The sequence below is a fragment of the Arthrobacter sp. Soil762 genome (assembly GCF_001428335.1).
GTDB lineage: Bacteria > Actinomycetota > Actinomycetes > Actinomycetales > Micrococcaceae > Arthrobacter.
The window spans coordinates 702,192-720,579 of the sequence record NZ_LMSG01000001.1; the positions used below are offsets into that span (position 1 = coordinate 702,192).

Annotated in this window: 15 protein-coding genes; 7 read left to right on the forward strand and 8 right to left on the reverse strand. The window is 65.9% G+C overall.

Annotated features, from left to right (window positions below):
* Positions 1-33 precede the first annotated feature (33 nt).
* Complete coding sequence (locus ASG77_RS03305; RefSeq protein ID WP_056341032.1) at positions 34-1,527, reverse strand: PucR family transcriptional regulator; 1,494 nt, start codon at positions 1,525-1,527, stop codon at positions 34-36.
* Positions 1,528-1,762: 235 nt separating this feature from the next.
* Here ASG77_RS03305 and speB point away from each other — a divergent pair, with 235 nt between their 5' ends.
* From speB to ASG77_RS03325, 4 genes are read left to right on the forward strand one after another with little or no spacing between them, the layout of a single operon-like run.
* Positions 1,763-2,767 (forward strand): agmatinase, encoded by a 1,005-nt coding sequence (gene speB / locus ASG77_RS03310; RefSeq protein ID WP_056341033.1) that lies wholly within the window; start codon positions 1,763-1,765, stop codon positions 2,765-2,767.
* On the forward strand, positions 2,764-4,215 hold the full coding sequence (locus ASG77_RS03315; RefSeq protein ID WP_056341035.1) for a purine-cytosine permease family protein: 1,452 nt from the start codon (positions 2,764-2,766) through the stop codon (positions 4,213-4,215). Before speB ends, ASG77_RS03315 begins: the two co-directional genes overlap by 4 nt.
* 12 nt (positions 4,216-4,227) lie before the next feature.
* On the forward strand, positions 4,228-5,745 hold the full coding sequence (locus ASG77_RS03320; RefSeq protein WP_235564263.1) for an aminobutyraldehyde dehydrogenase: 1,518 nt from the start codon (positions 4,228-4,230) through the stop codon (positions 5,743-5,745).
* Between the two features lie 28 nt (positions 5,746-5,773).
* Complete coding sequence (locus ASG77_RS03325; RefSeq protein ID WP_056341037.1) at positions 5,774-7,069, forward strand: D-arabinono-1,4-lactone oxidase; 1,296 nt, start codon at positions 5,774-5,776, stop codon at positions 7,067-7,069.
* A gap of 71 nt (positions 7,070-7,140) precedes the next feature.
* On the opposite strand, the gene ASG77_RS03330 is transcribed toward ASG77_RS03325, so the two are convergent.
* The 4 genes from ASG77_RS03330 to ASG77_RS03345 form a co-directional block, all read right to left on the reverse strand.
* Positions 7,141-7,905: an SDR family NAD(P)-dependent oxidoreductase gene (locus ASG77_RS03330; RefSeq protein WP_056341038.1), complete on the reverse strand. Its 765-nt coding sequence runs from the start codon at positions 7,903-7,905 to the stop codon at positions 7,141-7,143.
* A gap of 141 nt (positions 7,906-8,046) precedes the next feature.
* The gene (locus ASG77_RS03335; RefSeq protein WP_056341040.1) at positions 8,047-8,925 is read right to left on the reverse strand and encodes an SDR family oxidoreductase; all 879 of its coding nucleotides are present in this window, start codon (positions 8,923-8,925) and stop codon (positions 8,047-8,049) included.
* Entirely contained in the window at positions 8,918-9,907 is a 990-nt protein-coding gene (locus tag ASG77_RS03340) for a helix-turn-helix transcriptional regulator (RefSeq protein WP_056341626.1), read from the reverse strand. The genes ASG77_RS03335 and ASG77_RS03340 overlap by 8 nt, the downstream gene beginning before the upstream one ends.
* 125 nt (positions 9,908-10,032) lie before the next feature.
* Positions 10,033-10,761 carry a hypothetical protein gene (locus ASG77_RS03345; RefSeq protein ID WP_056341042.1) on the reverse strand — a complete coding sequence of 243 codons (729 nt, stop codon included), beginning with the start codon at positions 10,759-10,761 and terminating at the stop codon, positions 10,033-10,035.
* Positions 10,762-10,936: 175 nt separating this feature from the next.
* Here ASG77_RS03345 and ASG77_RS03350 point away from each other — a divergent pair, with 175 nt between their 5' ends.
* From ASG77_RS03350 to ASG77_RS03360, 3 genes are all read left to right on the forward strand, one after another.
* A complete protein-coding gene (locus ASG77_RS03350; protein WP_056341044.1) occupies positions 10,937-11,491 on the forward strand; it encodes a hypothetical protein in 555 nt (184 codons plus the stop codon).
* Positions 11,488-14,388 (forward strand): ATP-binding cassette domain-containing protein, encoded by a 2,901-nt coding sequence (locus ASG77_RS03355; RefSeq protein WP_056341046.1) that lies wholly within the window; start codon positions 11,488-11,490, stop codon positions 14,386-14,388. Before ASG77_RS03350 ends, ASG77_RS03355 begins: the two co-directional genes overlap by 4 nt.
* 219 nt (positions 14,389-14,607) lie before the next feature.
* The gene (locus ASG77_RS03360) at positions 14,608-15,432 is read left to right on the forward strand and encodes an alpha/beta fold hydrolase (protein ID WP_082575801.1); all 825 of its coding nucleotides are present in this window, start codon (positions 14,608-14,610) and stop codon (positions 15,430-15,432) included.
* A gap of 47 nt (positions 15,433-15,479) precedes the next feature.
* On the opposite strand, the gene ASG77_RS03365 is transcribed toward ASG77_RS03360, so the two are convergent.
* The 3 genes from ASG77_RS03365 to ASG77_RS03375 all read right to left on the reverse strand — a co-directional run bounded on the left by ASG77_RS03365 (position 15,480) and on the right by ASG77_RS03375 (position 18,365).
* Positions 15,480-16,385 (reverse strand): NAD(P)-dependent oxidoreductase, encoded by a 906-nt coding sequence (locus ASG77_RS03365; RefSeq protein WP_056341048.1) that lies wholly within the window; start codon positions 16,383-16,385, stop codon positions 15,480-15,482.
* A 124-nt stretch (positions 16,386-16,509) separates the two neighbouring features.
* Complete coding sequence (locus ASG77_RS03370) at positions 16,510-17,787, reverse strand: TRAP transporter large permease (protein ID WP_056341050.1); 1,278 nt, start codon at positions 17,785-17,787, stop codon at positions 16,510-16,512.
* Entirely contained in the window at positions 17,784-18,365 is a 582-nt protein-coding gene (locus ASG77_RS03375) for a TRAP transporter small permease (protein ID WP_056341052.1), read from the reverse strand. Before ASG77_RS03375 ends, ASG77_RS03370 begins: the two co-directional genes overlap by 4 nt.
* Positions 18,366-18,388 lie beyond the last annotated feature (23 nt).

Below are 18,388 nucleotides of genomic sequence, written 5' to 3' on the forward strand. Positions count from 1 at the left end.
CCGGTGAGGGTGCTGCACGGCAGGCTTAGCGGCCTACTTATGCATGGCCTCATGGATTTGAAGCGCAAACCAAAGCTGAGCCAACGTGGATGTTTCGGTCATGTCAAGACCCGTCAATTCGCTGATTTTTCGGATGCGGTAGATGACGGTTTGCCGGTGCGCGAACAACGCCGCCGCTGTCTTCTGCCATGACCTTTGGGTGTCCAGGTAGGTCCGCAGAGTCACGATGAGGTCCCCCTCCTGGCTCTGTTCGTACGCGAAGACCGGCCCCAGCAGCCGCTCTACCAACGCGGTCCCTTCCTCGAAGCTCGTGAGCCCCAGCCACGAGGGACCCTCGGCGTACCGGGCCAGATTCATGGCGTTGCCCTTGGCCGAGCCGAGCGCCCACAGCGATTCCTGCAGGGCGCGCTGGATGCCGGTGGCGGACGTCGGCGAGCTGATGCCGATCCGGACCTCGGGACCCGCGCTGTGGATCAAAATATCGTCGGTCACCGCCGCGGACACGGCCACATGAAGTGTGTTGAAGCGCCGCAGGCAAGCGGCCGGAAAGCCGTGGCGCCACAGTTCGACGTGGACGTCCGCCAGCCGCTCGCCGTCGTCGGCCGATATCGAAGCCACCACGAAATCCTGCGCCGGAACATCAAAAGCCGTGAGCCGGCTCTCCAGTTCCGCCGTTCCCAGGCGACCGTCGGCCGCTTGCGACAGGAATTCGCCCGCCAGGCGGTGCTGGCTTTCCAGGGACAGGACTTTTCGTGAAAGTTCCAGGCCCAGCACCGTTGCCGCATGCAGAAGCACGACGGCATCCGGGTGCGGTTCGCTGTTGGGCAGCACCACCAGGAGCGCATTGGTGTGCGTGGGGATATCCATCATCAACACATGCCTGTCCCGAAGCCGATGCCACTGGAACTTCTTCCCGGCCAAGGATATTCGCCCGGTCAGCTGAGCTAATTCCGCCTGCAGGAAATCCGGCAGCGGCCGGCCGTCCGGATGCCATGGATGAAGGCATCGCCGGTCCACGACGAACAGTTCTGCATCGAGCTCAGCCGCGAGGCCCACAAGGAGGCTTTGAATGTGGTCTTCGGATGCTCCGGCAGTGCGGAGCAGGTCGTAAATCCGGGCGGTCTGTCGCAGGCGCCGTGATTCCTCCAACAGGGAGGACTCGGCCACGGTGCGCGCGATGGCGATGAAGGGCAGCGGATAGGGCACGTTGATCAGCGGCAGCGGCAGCTTCTCACAAGCAGCCAGGAATTCCGGCATCAGCTCCGGCGCGTGCATCTTCTCTCCGATGGCCAGCGCACTGGCGCCCGCATCCACCAGCGCTTCGGCGAGCGCAACCTGCCCGGCAGCATCGGCCGGGATGGAGAGGCCGTTGGTCATCATCAGTTCGCCGCCGGTGACCCATTCCCACAGCCTCGGCAAGTCAGATGTGTGGGCCCACGTGATCCGGTTGCCACTCCCTGCGGATCCGGCCAGCAGCGTGAGTCCCAGCTGGGGTTCCGCCACGAGCTCGGCCACTGTAATCGCCATGGAATTGCACTCCCAGCTCTTTGGTTTCCGGACCGTCGAGAGACTCTTAGACATATGTACAAGAGCCTCGGCCATTTGTAGTCAATCTACCGCTATACGCCGTGATGCGCGTCACCAAGAATTGGATTACTTACTTCCCGCTCAACAGTCCCGCTCAACGGCGAGCGTCCCACACCTCCCCACCGAAAGCCGCCGGCGTCACCGCTCGGCAGCACAGCAACTGAAGGATCCCGGCATGACAACGCACAAGCCCATCGGCCCCGTCGACGCAACCAAAGTCCCCCGGTATGCCGGCCTTGGCACCTTCGCCAGGCTGCCCCAAATCGACCGCGTTCCGGACTACGACATTGCGATCGTCGGCGTCCCGTTCGACGGCGGGACCTCCTTCCGGCCCGGCGCCCGTTTCGGTCCTGCCGCAGTCCGCGAGGCCTCCCGACTCCTGCGCCCCGGCTACCACCCCGAACTGGACGTCGAGCCGGTCTACGAAGCCCAGGTTGTGGACGCCGGCGACATCGCCTGCACGCCTTACGACATCACACGGGCAGTCCGCGAAATCGAAGAGCAGGCCCTGCCCCTGATCAGTGAGGACAAGAGGCTCATCGCGATCGGCGGCGACCACACCATCGCCCTCCCGATGCTGCGGGCTTTGAACACGGTCCACGGACCCGTGGCCCTGCTGCACTTCGACGCGCACCTGGACACGTGGGACACCTACTTCGACCAGCCGGTCACCCACGGAACCATCTTCCGGCGGGCATTCGAGGAAGGCCTCCTGGTGGAAGACAAGTCCATGCACGTCGGCATCCGCGGGCCGGTCTATGACCGCAACGACTTCCTCCGCGACCACGAATTCGGCTTCCAGATCATCCGCTGCTCGGACCTGGACGTCATCGGCGTCCCGGCAGCCATCGCGCAGGTCAAGGAGCGGCTCGGCGACACCCCGGTCTACGTCTCCATCGACATCGACGTCCTGGACCCGGCCTACGCGCCGGGCACCGGCACCCCTGAAATGGGCGGGCTCCACTCCCGCGAACTTTTGGCACTGCTCCGCGGGCTGAACGGCATCAACATTGTGGGCGCCGACGTCGTCGAGGTCGCTCCGGCCTACGACCACGCAGACATCACCACGGTCGCGGCGGCCACTCTCGTTTTCGACCTGCTCGCGCTCATGGTGAACCGCAGCAAGGCCGAAACGAATACCGTCCGTGAACTGCAAGCAGCCTCCTGGAACGCATCATGAGCACCCGCACCCCTCCCACCACCGAAGTTCCCCGCCTCGAGGACAAGACCATCCAGCCCATCCCGGCCAACGAACGGCACGGAAAAGCCCGCGACCTGTTCACCATCTGGTTCGGTTCCAACATCATGATCATGACCATCGTGACCGGCGGACTCGCCACCACGGTGTTCGGCCTCGGCTTCGTGCCCGCGCTCGTGGGCATCATCATCGGAAACGTTGTCGGCGGCATCTTCATGGCGCTGCATTCCGCTCAGGGCCCGCAACTGGGCGTGGCACAGATGATCCAGACCCGCGGCCAGTTCGGTTCCTTCGGGGCGCTGCTGATCGTGGTGATCGTGGTGGTCATGTACATCGGCTTCTTCGCCGCGAACCTGGTCTTCGGCGGCGAAGCGATGGCAGCGGTCAGCCCGGGCATCAGCGTCGACGCCGGCATCATCATCATCGGCGTGGTCAGCGTCATCGCCACGATTTTCGGCTACCGCCTCATCCACGCCTATGCCCGCATCCTGAGCGTCGCGGCGGGCCTGGCACTGCTGCTGGCCTTCGTCTGGATCCTGTTCGTCAACGGCTTGCCTGCCGGATTCCTGGAGCAGGGCGACTTCAACTGGGTGGGCTTCATGGGCACCATCTCCGTCTCCGCGCTGTGGCAGCTCGCGTACGCCCCCTACGTCTCGGACTACTCCCGCTACATGCCCCAGGGCACGGGCTCGGCCCCGGCCTTCTGGGCCTCCTACTCGGGCTGCGTCCTGGGAACCCTGTTCCCGATGATCCTGGGCGCACTGGTGGGAACCCTCGCCGTGACCATGAGCGCCGAAGCCGGCAACGTCGAAATCGTCGGCAGCCTGGGTGCGTTGCTCCAGCCATGGACCCTGATCATCGTGGGCATCTTCTGCCTGGGCGTCGCGGCATCGAACGCCATGAACCTCTACTGCGGCGTCCTCTGCACCCTCACCATCGGCCAGACATTCCGGCCCAGCTGGTTGCCGCACGCCAAGACCCGCAGCATCGCGGCAGTGGTCCTCTTCGCCCTGGCGCTGCTGATCGCCCTGTTCGCCCGCGACAATTTCATCCTTTTCTACACGAACTTCCTCTCCTTCCTGATGTACGTGCTGGTTCCCTGGACGGCCATCAACCTGGTGGACTACTACCTTCTCCGGCACGGCGATTACAGGGTTGAAGACTTCTTCAAGCGCGACGGCGGGGTGTACGGGCGGTTCAACTGGGTCGCCATCGGCTCCTACGTGGCCGGCGCCCTGATCCAGGTCCCCTTCTCCGCCACGGCGATCTACACCGGCCCGCTGGCCGCCGCGATGGGCGGCGTGGACATCTCCTGGATCGTCGGCCTGGTGGTTGTTGCCCCGCTCTACTACTTCGCGGCACGAGTGTTCCGGAAGACCACTGAAGCCGCCCCCTTTCAGTCCCCCGTACTTGCAACCGACCTCATCTGAAAGCGAAACACCATGACACCCACAAGCACCCAGCAGTTCACGGTCCGACGCGTCAGCGAAGGCCACAGCCCCTTTGAGGGCACGCCCGCCGGCATCCTGCCGCCCGCCGGGCACTTCATCAACGGAGCGTTCGTCCAGGGTTCCTCCAACCAGCTCCTCGACGTCGTGGATCCCACCACTGAACAGGTCATCGCCTCCGTGCAGGCCGGCACCGCAGCCGACGTCGACGTCGCCGTTGCAGCCGCCGTCGCGGCCCAGAAGAGCTGGGGTGCCACCACCCCGAAGGAACGCGCCGATGTCCTGAACCTGATCGCCAACATCATCGAAGCCAACCGCGAAGCCTTCGAAGTCATCGAGTCCGCCAACACCGGCAAGCCGCGTGCAGTGGCCGAAGATGACGTCACCAGCACCATCGACACGTTCCGGTTCATGGCCGGAGCTTCCCGCACCCTGACGTCCATGGCCGGCGGGGACTACGCCACCGGCCACACCTCGGTGATCCTCCGCGAGCCCGTGGGCGTCGTCGGCGTCATCACGCCCTGGAACTACCCGCTGCTCATGGCCGCCTGGAAGATCGCCCCCATCCTGGCTGCCGGAAACAGCATCGTCATCAAGCCGTCCGAGCAGACCCCGCTGTCCACGCTGAAGCTGGCAGAACTCGTGGCCGGGCACATTCCGGATGGCATCCTCAACGTGGTGACCGGACAGGGCCGCACGGTCGGCCAGCGGCTGTCCGAGCATCCCGGCGTTGCCCTCGTCGCCCTGACCGGCAGCGTCGTCAGCGGACAGGCCGTCGCGGAAACCGCGGCCAAGTCCGTCAAGCGCGTCCACCTGGAACTCGGCGGCAAGGCCCCGGTTGTGGTCTTCCCCGACGCCGACCTCCAGGCTGCCGCGGCCGGGGTACGCAACGCCGGCTACTGGAACGCCGGCCAGGACTGCGGCGCCGCCTGCCGCGTGCTGGTGCACGAGTCGGTGGCAGAGGAGTTCACGCAGCACCTGGTCCGCGAGGTCGGGACCCTGGTGGTCGGCGCCCCCGAGGCAGGGGACGACGTCGAAATCGGCCCCATGATCTCGCGCCCGCACTTCGAACGCGTCAAGGAATCGCTGGCCGAGGCACGCGCTGCGGGCCTCAACATCGCGATCGGCGGTTCCGCACTGGAGGGCCCCGGCTACTTCATCGAGCCCACGGTCATCAGCAGCGTTCCCGCCGGGGCCCACATCGCGACCCACGAGATCTTCGGCCCCGTCGTCACCGTGGAAACCTTCAGCACTACCGAAGAGGCCATCACCCGTGCCAACGAGAGCCCCTACGGCCTGTCCGCCTCGGTCTGGACCAAGGATTCCAGCCTCTCCCTGCGGGTTCCGAAGCAGCTCGATTTCGGCACGGTCTGGGTCAATGCCCACCTCGTGCTGGCCTGCGAGGTACCGTGGGGCGGGTTCAAGGGATCCGGCTACGGCCGCGACCTCTCGCTCTACGCGCTGGATGATTACTCCCGCACCAAGCACGTCATGATCAACCACGGCGCGTGAGCGTTCAAACAAGCAACGGAGCTTAGCAATGACCACCACCAACGTTCCCCGGACCGGGTCCCCGGCCCGGGCGGCAACCCCATCCGCTCCCTTCGGGACGGACGTCACGTGGACCAACTGGGGCGGTAACCAGAGCGCTACGCCCGCCTTCACCGTCCGGCCGCGGACCGAACAAGAAGCGCTCGACGCCGTCCGGTTCGCCATCCGGGAAGGCCTGCCTGTGCGGGCGGTCGGCTCAGGCCACTCGTCCTCGCCGCTGGTTCAGACAGGCGGCGTCCTGATGGACATGTCCGGCCTCTCGGCGATCACCGGGACTGACAAGGTCCGGCGTCGCGCCCGGGCCCTTGCTGGCACCACCATCAATGCCTTTGGGGACGCTCTCTGGGAACGGGGACTGGCACTCAGCAACCAAGGCGACATTGACAAGCAGCAGATCGCCGGTGCGCTGGCGACCAGCACGCATGGCTCCGGAAAGGACCTGGGCAGTTTCTCGTCCAAGCTGCGCTGGGTGAAGCTGATCAACGGCTACGGCGAGATCGTGGAAATCGGCGAGGGGCAACTCCGCGAACTCCGGGCTGCCCAGGTCGCCCTGGGTACCCTCGGGATCTTCCTGGAGGTCGAGTTGGCCGTCGAGGACAGCTACTACCTGCAGGAACAGATCACGTATCCCACGTGGGCCGAGACTGCAGCTACGTGGCAGTCCGACATCGATGCGAACAGGCACTACTCCTTCCTCTGGTGCCCGGACGACGATTCCTGCGAACTCCTGGACCTTCCGGGTTCGCCGGGCCAGAGCATGGCGGACCGCAGCTACACCAAGCGGTACAACGTTGCGCAGATCCAGGATGAGAGCGAAATCTCACGTACTGAAGGTGCCCGGCTGGACCGCTCGTACCGCATTTATCCGGGCGGCTTCACCACGCAGTTCCACGAACTCGAGTACTTCGTTCGCAGCGAGGACGGCCTGGCCGCCGTGGAGGTCATCCAGGACCTGATCCGCACTAAGCATCCCGGGCAGAAATACCCGGTGGAGGTCCGCTGGGTGAAAGCCGATGAAGGCTACATGTCCCAGTTCCAGGGGCGCGACAGCACCGTTATTACTCTGACCACCGAGCCCGGGACAGACTACTGGCAGTTCTTCCGGGATGCCGATGCGGCACTGCAGGAATTCGAGCCACGTGCGCACTGGGGGAAAATCCACTTCATGACCAGGAGCCGCTTGGAACGCCTCTACCCGGAGCTGGACACTTTCATCCAAGTACGCCGCGAGTTCGATCCTCGTGGAATGTTCCTCAACGACCACACCCGCGCCCTTGTAGGCTAAATCAGCAATCCCGGAGTATGCCCTGGAGCCTTGCTCCGGGGCATACGTCGTGATTGCTCCCGCGCCTCCGTTCAGGCCTGGTCGGTGGGCATGATCCAGAGCTCTCCGATGGAGGCGTGCCGGGGCCGGGTGACCATGTAGGCAACGCCGTCGGCAATGTCCTCCGGGGCCAGGACCTCTGTCTGCTCGAAGAAGGGGTCGATCATTTCGCCGCGGACCTCGGCGGTGTTGTGCGAGCCCAGTTCGGTGTCGACGCCGCCGGGTTCCAGGACTCCGACGCGTACGTGGCGCTGCGTGACTTCCTGGCGGAGGGACTCGGTGAAGCCGTTGACGCCGAATTTGGTGAGGTTGTAGACGCCGTACCCGTTCCAGGCGACGCGGCCGGCGATCGAGCTGATGTTGACGATGTCCGCGACCCGGCGGGCACTGTCCTCGGCGGCTTTGAGCAGGTGCGGGAGGGCGGCGTGGGTGGTGTGGAGCAGGCCCTGGACGTTGACGGCGATCATGCGCTCCCAGTCCTCGGGGTCGGCGCCGACTACCGGGCCGAGGAGCATCAGGCCGGCGTTGTTGACCAGGATGTCCAGTTGCCCGAAGCGCTCCACGGTCTGGTCGACGGCGGCCTGGGCCTGGGCGCGGCTGGTGATGTCTGCCTCGATGACCAGGGCTGTGCCGCCGGCTTGTTCGATTTCGGCGGCCAGGGCTTCCAGCTGGTCACGGCGTCGGGCGACGAGTGCCACGGAGGCGCCGAGGGCTGCGAGCTGCCGTGCGGTCGCGGCTCCGATGCCACTGCTGGCGCCGGTGACGAGGGCGGTGGTTCCGGTCAGTTTCGATGTCATGGGAGGTTCTCCTACGGGGTTGGTGCCGGTTTTTGGGCAGCAAGAAGCTGCTGGCGTCCGGCTGGACTGTGGTGGTGGGGCGTTGCGGTGGTGGGTGATGGACGACGGCGGGACCTCCCGCCGTCGTCCGTTTCCGTTTTGTCAGGCGTCGCTTAGTGCGAGATTGCTGGAGAGTTCGCGGTGCGCGTCGGCCTGCTCTTGGAGAGCCTTGCCCCGGGTCTCGAAGACGCCCACGGCGTCGGCTCCGGCGGCGAACCGCAGCGGCGGCTCGTCCAGTTCTGCGAGCTGGATCAGGGCGTCGGCGAGTTTGGCCGGGTCCCCGCCCTGCAGGCCGTTCATGCTCTTCCATCCGGCGACGGTCTGGGCGGTGCGCTCGGCGTAGTCTTCGATGGTGGATTCGGCGTAGCTGGTGGATTCCGGGGTGAGCAGCTCGGTGCGGAAGAACCCCGGCTCCACGATCATGGAGCGGATGCCGAACGGTGCGACCTCAGGGGCCAGGGACTCCGCCCAGCCTTCCACGCCGAACTTCGACGCGGCGTAGGCGGACAGGAACTCGCCGCCTGCCAGGCCCGCGGTGGAGGAGATGGTGACCACCAGGCCGGAGCGCTGGGCGCGCAGGACCGGCAGGGCCGCGCGGGTGACGTTGATGGGCCCGAACATGGTGGTTTCAATCTGTGCCCGGAAGTCCGCCGGGGTGATTTCCTCGAAGAACCCGGCGTAGAAGTTGCCGGCGTTGTTGACCAGGACGTCGATCCGGCCGAACCGGTCCACGGCTGCCTGGATGGCGGCGGCCGCGTCGGCAGGGTCTGTGACGTCGAGCTTCACTGCGAGGAGGTTCGCGTTGTCGCCGACGGCCTGCGTGACCTTTTCGGGGCTGCGGCCGGTGGCGACCACGGCGTGGCCGGCGGCGAGGGCTGCCTTCGCGATGTCGGTGCCCATGCCGCGGCCGGCTCCGGTGATGAACCAGACCTTCTTGCCCGTGGTGTTGGCCTGCTCGGTGGGGGTGTTTTGTTCAGTCATGGGAGGGTTCCGTCTTTCCTGTGGTGAGCCCTGGCTGCGCGTGGGAGCGCACGGGGGCGGTGGATCCGCCGGCAGGATCGCCGGCGGTGGCTGTTTGAGTGACTTCTTCGGGTGGCGATGCCGCCCAGCTGGCAAGGAAGGCCAGCGCGTTTTCGGAGGCGGAGCCGGGCTCGGCGGTGAAGGTGAACACAACCTGCCCTTCGTCGCCGGGAAGGTCCAGCGTTTCGTACTGCAGGGACAGGTCGCCGGCCACCGGGTGGTGGAAGCGCTTGGTTCCCGTGGTGTGGATCCGCACGTCGTGACCGGCCCACAGCGAGGCGAACAGTCCGCTGCGTGTGGTGAGCTCGCCGACCAGCTCGTTCAGCGCCCGGTCGTGCGGATTCCGGCCGGATTCCAGGCGCAGCATCGCGACCATGATTGCCGCGATGGCATTCCAGTCGGGGTAGAAGTCGGCTGCGCGCGGATCGAGGAAGATGTAGCGTGCCTGGTTCGGCAGCCGGCCCGGAACGTCCCGACCAAACGACACAGCTGAGTTAAATACCTCGGAGTACAGGGCCCGGCCCAGCATGTTGCCGGCGAGCACGTCACCTCGGCCGTTCTGCACCATGGCGGCCACTCCGGTCATCCCGTCCAGCAGGCGCAGCACTCCGGGACGGACCCGTTGCTGCGCCGGACGGCGGGGAGTCCGTCTCGACGGCGCGTTGGCCGTCCGCGCCAGGTCCATCAGGTGTGCCCGTTCGGCCTCGTCCAACTGAAGGGCCGAGGCCACGGCCTCGAGGACTGACTCTGAGACGCCGCGGAGGCTGCCGCGTTCCAGCCGCGTGTAGTAGTCCGTGCTCACCCCGGCGAGCTGCGCCACTTCCTCACGGCGCAGACCCGGCACACGCCGCAAGTCCCCGTAACTGGGGATCCCGGCCTGCTCCGGGCTGACCTTCGCACGACGCGAAATCAGGAACTCACGAATCTCTTCTTTTCTATCCACAAGTTCCACGGTACGCAGGCTGTTTTGCCTGCGGCAGTGTCTGCTGGACACCCCCAGCTCTGCCGGAATCAGAAGCAGTCAGAAGGGAAGGAAACGGACGACGGCGGAAGCTCCTCCGTGAGGACTTAGGCTGGCCTCCCCAGATTGGCGCCCCGGCGGACTTGCCGTATCAGCGCAGCCCCGGTCGCCAACTCCACGACGTAGACCAGCAGGGGCGGCAAGTCACCGGTACCCACCAGGACGGCGGCGAAGACTCCGGCCCCGCCCACATTGAGCCAGCCCGGCCAGCGCGGGTCCCTTGGCATGGCGCCGGAATCGGTGTGAGCACGCGCCCGTGCCAGCAGCCCGCCACCCAGGGCAGCCATGCCGGCAAGGCTCAGCCCCATGTACCCCTGAAAGGGCCAGCCCGGCATATTCCCCAATGCGAAGGCCTCCGGATCCGTGTATCGCGCCTTCAGATGACCCAGGAACAGACCAGCTCCCGCGACCCATGCAAGCGCGGCGCCTTGGGCAAGCCGCTGCCCCGCCAAAGGTTCCGGGCTGCCCCGATCGCTTCCCGCATCCCAGTGACGGGCGAGCAGCACCACCCCAACGGGCAACGCAGCTGTGCCTGCGGCCAAGAGTATTTGCTGGGCACTCCACTGCCCCGGGTCCGCCAGCAGAATGGCCAGTTTGCGCTGCGGGTCTCCTTCGACATACACCCGCGAGACTGGCATAAAGGCCCCGGTCAGGAACGTCGCCGATCCCGCCACCATGACGGCCGCCGCCGCTGTCGCATCTCCGCGAATTCGCCGAGCCATGGGATTAAGGTAAACCTCGACGTCGGCAGACACAAGGTTGCGAAATTGGCTCATAAAAAGCCTCCGCCTGGGCACTGTTGTCGGATGCGTGGTTGAAGTGTGGTCGCTCCACCGCCCAAAGGGAATGACGCCTGCTGCTCAAGGCGTCATTCCTGGATTCAGTGGAGAACTAACGTCACACAACGCGACGGCATCCCGCTCCGGGCAGGCAACGTCCTACCCTTGACACGTGACTTTGACTAAGATCCGCACCGCCGCCGCGAGCTCCCTCGCCGCCGCCGGTCTCCTGTTTACCCTTGCCGCCTGTTCCACGCCGGCCGCCACCCAGCCCGCCTCCTCCGCGACGTCGCAGGCAACGGCATCACCCAGCGCAGCCTCCGGGCCCTGCGCCGGCGTGAAGGTGATCGTCGATTCGGGCGCCCTGAAGCAGGATGCCGCTGACACGTCCGTCTGCGTCCCCGTGGACGCGGCGACTCCCGCCTCCAAGGTGCTCGAAGAGGCAGACGTAAAAACCGTAGGCACCACCCAGTACCCCACCGAACTCGTATGCCGTGTGAACGGCGTGCCCGCTGCAGACCTCGCCATCACCCACAAGGGCGGCACGTACAAGGAAGAATGCAGTGGCATGCCCGCCGCATTTGCCTACTGGTCCCTCTGGGTGAAGCCGGCCACCGGTGACTGGGCCTACGCCCAGGAAGGCCTCGCTACCCTGCAGGTCAGCCCGGGCGAGAGCCTTGAACTGCTCTACGCGGTCGACGGCGAACCGGCAGCCCCCGCAGCATGACCTTTCGACCCGCGCCGTTACGTGCAGGGGCGGCTCTCGCCGTCGTCTTCATCGCGGCGCGGGTCATCTACCGCGTCCTTTTCAACGGGGCGGGCATTGGTGACCCCGTCCTGCTCGACCTGCCGGCGGTTCGACTGGCTGCCCCGTACGCACATGTGGTCCTCCTCGGCCCGGTCACCGGACCTGGACTATGGGCGGCGGTCCTGTCCGCCCTGCCGATCGCCGGGATGCTCCTCGGTTTCGGCGTGATCAATGCGTTTGTGGACGTGGCGCGCGGCTTTGTCCACCTGGCCCGCCGCGGCCCCATGCAGGGCGTTGCCCGGACCCTCGTGGTGGCGTGGGCGGCGCTCCCCGCACTCGCCGACGCCGTGACCTCCGTCCGTCTGGCGTTCCGGTTGCGGGGCGAACGGTTCGGAGCGCGCGCCCTGGTGCCCGTGCTCGAGCGCACCCTGGAGCACGCAAGCCGGGTTGCCGCGGCTCTGGAGTTGCGCGGCTTCGGGAGCCGGGAAGCACAGCAACCCGGCCCAGCCACCGAAGCGCCGGTTCTCGTCCGGGACGCACAATTCCGTATTGGTGACGCCCAGGTGCGCGTCGCAGCGTTCACGCCGCCCAGCGGTTCCATTACGGTCATCACCGGGCCGACGGGCTCCGGCAAGTCCACCATCCTGCGGGGCATCGCCGGCCTCCTCTCCCACGTTGACGGTGGCGAAATCTCCGGCACGGTGCGCATCGCCGGAACAGACCGTGCCACCACGCCGCCGCGCGACACCGCCCGCCTCATCGGCGTCGTCCTGCAGAATCCCCGCGCCGCCTTCGCCTCTACCCGGGTCCGGGACGAAATCTCCCTCGCCCTTGAGCTGCGCGGCCTGGCCTCCGCGACCGCCAAAGCCCGGGTGCTGGACGTCGCGGAGCGGATCGGAGTGACGGCGCTGCTGGACCGCAACATCAGCACCCTCTCGGCCGGCGAGGCAACACTCGTGGCCATCGCCGCCGCGGTGGTGGAGCGGCCCGCACTGCTCCTGGTGGATGAACCCCTGGCCGACCTCGACACCGCGGCCCGCAGACACGTCATCGCCGTACTCAACGCCCTCGCCGGCGACGGCGCCTGCGTCATCGTGGCGGAGCATCGGGCAGAACCGCTGGTCCCCGTTGCAGACTCATGGTGGACCATCGACGACGGCGCCCTGGTGTCGGGTGCTGCGCCCTCCCCGACGTCGCCCCCTGCCGTTGCCCGTCCGACGCCGGCACAGCCAGTAGTGCACGCGCCCGTCCTGACTGCCACGAACCTCGCGGTGCACCGCAAGGGCAAGCCGCTGGTGCGCGAGGCATCCCTGACCCTGCACCGCGGTGAAGTGGTGGCTCTCGTGGGGCCGAACGGGGCCGGGAAGTCGTCCCTCCTGGTGGCGCTCGCCCTCGGTGAAGGGACGGCTGGTCAAGGCACCGGCAGTGAAGGCAGGGGTGGTGAAGGAACGCTCGACGGCGGCCGCGTCGCCCTCGTGCCGGACGCCTCGGACGACCTCTTCACCAGGGATACCGTCGCAGCAGAGCTCCGTGCGGCCGACCGGCGCCAGGCGCGCGCCCGCCGCGCAGACCGGCGTCACCCGGACCGGCGCCCGGCCAGTGACCGGCTTGCCGCTGTGCCCGCGGAGTCACGCCTGGCCCGCTTGCGGGGAGATGTTCGGATGCCTATCGGACAGGAGCACCCCCGGGACCTCTCTGCGGGAGAGCGCAGGATCCTTGCCATCGCGTTGCAGACCATGGACGATCCCCAGGTGCTCCTGATCGATGAGCCCACCCGCGGACTCGATCCTGCGGCGCGCACGGCAGTGTCGGCGGCGCTGCGGGCCGCTGCGGACTCCGGCACGGCGGTCCTGATCGCCACGCACGACCTCGCCTTTGCCCACGGCCTCGGCGCCCGCATCCTCCCGATGCGTGACGGCATCGCGCCCTCTTCCAAGGCGGCCGAGGTCCCCGAAGCGCCCCTCCCACTCCCCCGGCCAGCGGGGGCCAGACTAAAACCGCGGGTCATCGAACCAGACTCCCCAGGTCCGGCAAGACGGCGCCGCATCCGCATGCCGCGGGGAGTCGAGCTCGCCGTCCTCGCGGCGGCAAACCTTCTGGCGCTCGGTGCCTTCTGCTGGCCGCTGCTCGCCGCGGCCTTCCCGGAGGATGCCGCCGCTGCCCTGCCGTACGCGGCGCTGGCCATTGCGCCGCTCGCCGTCGTTGCCATCGTGGTGTCCATGGACGGCTCGGTCAGCTCCGCGCACACGGTCGCATTGCTCGGTGTCCTGGCCGCAGTGGGCTCGGCAGTGCGGGTGGCGAGCACCGGCGTCGGGGGCGTGGAGGCAGTCTTTATCCTGCTGATCCTGGCCGGCCGGGCCTTCGGTGCCCGTTTCGGCATGCTCCTGGGCGCCGCCACCATCGCCGTCTCAAGCGCCTTGTGGGGCGGGATCGGTCCCTGGACACCGTTCCAGATCTTCGCGTGTGCGTGGGTGGGCGCGGGCGCAGGCCTGCTCCCCCGCCGGGTGCGCGGATGGGCCGAACTGTGGATGCTGTCCGCCTACGGCATCGTCGCGTCCTACCTGTTCGGCCTGCTGACCAACCTGTGGTTCTGGCCCTTCGCCGTCGGCGCCGGAACCGGCATCTCCTACGTGGCCGGCGCGCCGCTGGGCACCAACCTCAGCAGCTTCCTGCTCTATTCCCTGGTGACGTCGACGGCGGGCTGGGACACCCTGCGCGCGGTCACCACGGTGATCGGAATCGCTGTGGTGGGGCGGGCCATCCTTGCGGCACTCCGGCGGGTGAAGCCGGTCTTCAGCCAGGTTCCTGGACCAGGCGGGCAGGGCGCGCAGGCACAGCCCGCGCAGGCCAAGGACCGGCTACAAATCGGGGCTTGAGGACAGTTCCATGGTGCGTTTGGGCTTGGAGCCGGTCCCACATTGCGGCTGTCTCGCGGCCGAAGCGGTCAGGGTCGACGTCGGGATGGCTAGGGCGTTCTCCTGGCGGCTGTGCAGCAGCCTGACTGCGTAGGCCAAGGACACGGAGGATCCTAGGATTCGCTATTTCCTGTGGATAGTCTGGGACAGGACGCCACCCTACGGAGGGTCAGTGAGGATGTGATCGAAGCAGTTGCTGCGGTAATCGGCCGGAACAATGTCACCATATTTGGCCGGGATGATGGGCCTGTGATGATGTTTGCCCACGGTTTTGGCTGCGATCAGGCTATGTGGCGGAAGCTGCTGCCCTATTTCGTAGACGATTACCGGCTGGTGCTTTTTGATCATGTTGGTGCAGGAAACTCCGACATCAGTGCCTATGACTGGGAGAAGTACGGGTCCCTGGATGGGTACGCGTCGGACCTGCTGGAGATTTGCGCCGCCCTTGAACTTGAGGACGTCATCCTGGTAGGCCACAGTGTCAGCACGATGATCGCCGTGATCGCCGCAGTGCAGGACCCCAACCGTTTCTCCCACCTGGTCCTGCTTGCTCCTTCACCCCGTCATACGGATGACCCGTACGACGGCTACGTGGGCGGGTTTTCGCGGGAAGACATCGAGGGCCTGCTGGCATCTCTGGACAGCAACTATTTCGCCTGGGCCGCGGCCTTGGCGCCCATGGTTATGGGCAACCCGCAAGAGCCGGAATTAGCGGAGGATCTGCGTGGCAGCTTCTGCCGGACAAATCCGACCATCGCACGGCACTTCGCCGGGGTAACCTTTTTCTCCGACACCCGCCCTGAACTGAAAAAGTTGCGCACCAGCTGCCTGATTCTGCAGTGCTCCGACGATCGGCTTGCCCCGCCGGAAGTGGGCGCCTACCTGCACAAGAATCTGGATCACAGCACCCTGGTGCAGCTCCAGGCCACCGGGCACTGCCCCCACGTCAGCGCTCCGGAGGAAACGGCCCGGGCGATTCTGCACTACCTCGACACCCGCTCGTGACAGGCCTTCTGTTATCAAGCACCCTGCGGGTGCCTGATAACAGATGTTCACAGGGCTGCGCTGGTGCGCTGTGCAAGGGTCCGGAGGATTCCTGTGTGGTCAAGGGCGCCGTCGCCCCGCGCGACCATATCCTCGAAAAGATCCCGGATTACCGTGCTCAGGGGCAGCTCCAGGAGTGCTCTCCTAGCCGCCCCCAGCACGAAGTTGAGGTCCTTCAGCTGGTTTTGGGCGCTGCCGCCACCAGTGAAATCGCCGTCTATCCATCTGTGCCCTTTTTGGCGCAGCACCTCGGAGTCGGCCAGCCCACCCCGAAGCAGTTCAAGCATCACTGATGGATCCAGTCCCCCGCCGCGCGCGAGAAGCATGGCTTCGGAAACTGCCGTGACCGTGCCGGCGACCACGATCTGGTTGCAGGCCTTGGCCAGCGCGCCCGAACCTCCCGAACCCATGTGCCGGATGGTGCTGCCCATGAACCCGAACGCCGGGGTGACCGAGCTAAACGTGTCTTCGTCCCCGCCCACCATGATGCTCAGGGTGCCGTTTTCGGCGCCCACGGTGCCGCCACTGACGGGGGCATCCAGGACTCGGACGCCGTGTTCGCGAAGCATCCGTTCGCCAAAGGCCGCCACTGCCCCCGGCGAGACGGTTCCGTGCACGACGAGTATCGGTCGGGCAATGCCCTTGGCTGTCCATCCGGCTATCAGGCCCTCTTCTCCCGGAAGCAACGCTTCGACGTGGCTTAGGTCTGGCAACACGGTGAGAACGATGTCGGCGGCCGCCTCAAAGGGTGAGGTCGCAACGCGGGCGCCCAGGCCCACCAATGCTTCGGCCTTCGAAGTAGTCCGGTTCCAGACTGTCAGTTCGCCGTAGCCCTTCAGCAGCCGGCGCGCCATGGGTTCCCCCATCGGCCCTAATCCCATCAGGGCAAGCGCTGGGTGGTCATGTTCAGGCATTGGGGATCCTTTAGCGATTAGGGCGTGCAGGACCGGCAATGTAGCCGCTGACGGTTTTCCGGATGGGGGAAGGCATAGTTGTCCTGTTTCTGTGACTGTATGGGATAGCGAATTGGGGGCGGCGTTACTGCTTGGTCAGGAGATCAGACGGCCACAGGATGAGTTGCGGGAAGATGGCCAGCATGACGATGGCAATCACCATGACCACGTACAGCGGCACCGCGGCCTTCACGATCTTCTCCATCGGCAGCCCGCTGACATAGGATGCCGCGAACAGGCAGACGCCGACAGGCGGCGTGACCAGGCCAACGGCAAGGGCAGCAACGAGGAAGACGACGAAGTGGATGGGATCCACACCGGAAGACACGGCCGCGGGCATGAGCACCGGTGTGCAAAGCAGGATGGCTGCGACTTTGTCCATCACGGTTCCGATGACGATCAGGATCAGGCCGATCAGTAGCATGACGATGGTGGGGTTAGTGCTGACGCTCAGCAGCCAGCTGCTGACCTTTGCCGGCAGCCCGTCAATGGTGAAGATGTAAGAGGCGACGCCGGCGATCATGGCGATGAGCAGGATGGTGCCGGTGGTGAGGCCGGCGTCCACGATCATCTTGGGCATCTGGCGCCACTTCATGTCCCGGTAGACGTAGATGCCGACCAGCAGGCTGTAGAAGACGGCAACGGCGGCCGCCTCCGTGGGCGTGACGAGCCCGCTGAACATGCCCACCAGGATGATCACCGGGCCGCCCATGGCCGGGATTCCCCCGAGGACGATCCGAAGGCCCTTCTTGAAAGGCGTCCTTGAGACCTCGCCGTAACCATGGCGTGCCGACAGGAAGAAATTCACAAGCATCAGGACGATGATCAGGACAATGGACGGTCCAAATCCTCCCGCGAGTGCAGCGCCTACCGAGACGTTCGCGGTCGAGGCGGCGATGATCATGAGGATGCTCGGCGGTATCAGTGAGGACAGGGTAGCGGTGACCATGGTCATTGCTGCCGCGTAGGGCCGCGGGTACTTATGGTCAGTCATGGCCTTGATCTCGATCTTGCCGAGGCTGACAATGTCGGCAACGGAGGAACCGGAGATGCCGCCGAAGATTGCGCTCGATGCGATGTTCACTTGGCCAAGGCCGCCGCGGAAGCGGCCGAAGATGACTTCGGCGCCACGGAAGATCCGGTCCGAGATACCCCCTCCGGCCATGAGGTTGCCGGCCAGGACGAACAAGGGGACAGCAACCAGCAGGAAGCTGTTCATGGAGCTCATCATGGACTGCGGTAATAGTTCGAGGGGGATGTCGAAGATCAGCAGCGTGGCGATGACGCCAATGCCGAGTGAGACTGAGAGCGGAACGCCCAGCAGCAGCAGGAGGAGGAATATGCCCAGCAGGGTCAGGCTCATGCGATCATCTCTCCTTCGAGGATTCTCTTACGCATATACGGGGAGAAGTAGACGGTTGTGATATGGGCGACGATGGCCAGTGCCGCGCTGATCACCAGGGGCAGGGTTACCAGGAACATCTTCAGTCCCAGGGCAGGACTGGACTCTCCGGCGGCGTACTGCTGCAGCATCAATTCCCACGTCTTGTAGAGCAGGACACTGAAGAACACGGTCCCGCAGATGGCGTAGAGATGCATGCTGACTTGCTTGAGCCAGGCTGGTCCCCACGCCACAGCGAAGTTCACACGCGGGTGCACGGCGGCCCGGAAGCCTGCTGCCATCCCCAGGAAGGTGGTGTCCATGAACAGGAAACGGGTCAGTTCCTCGGTCCATGGCAGCGAGGCTCCCATCTGCCGGCTGACCATCTGGGCAGCAAGGCTGAGCAGCATCGCGCAGATTCCGACGAAGAGGAGAGCATCCACGGCCTTCCAGATCAGACCATGAGGTTCCGAGACTTCGCCTACCGGAACCACCTTGATGCTATGTTCGGCCGCCTGGTGTTCGGCCCCCCGGGTTGGGGTGCTTCCATCATCATGCACTGAACTCGTCTCCTGCACTGGAC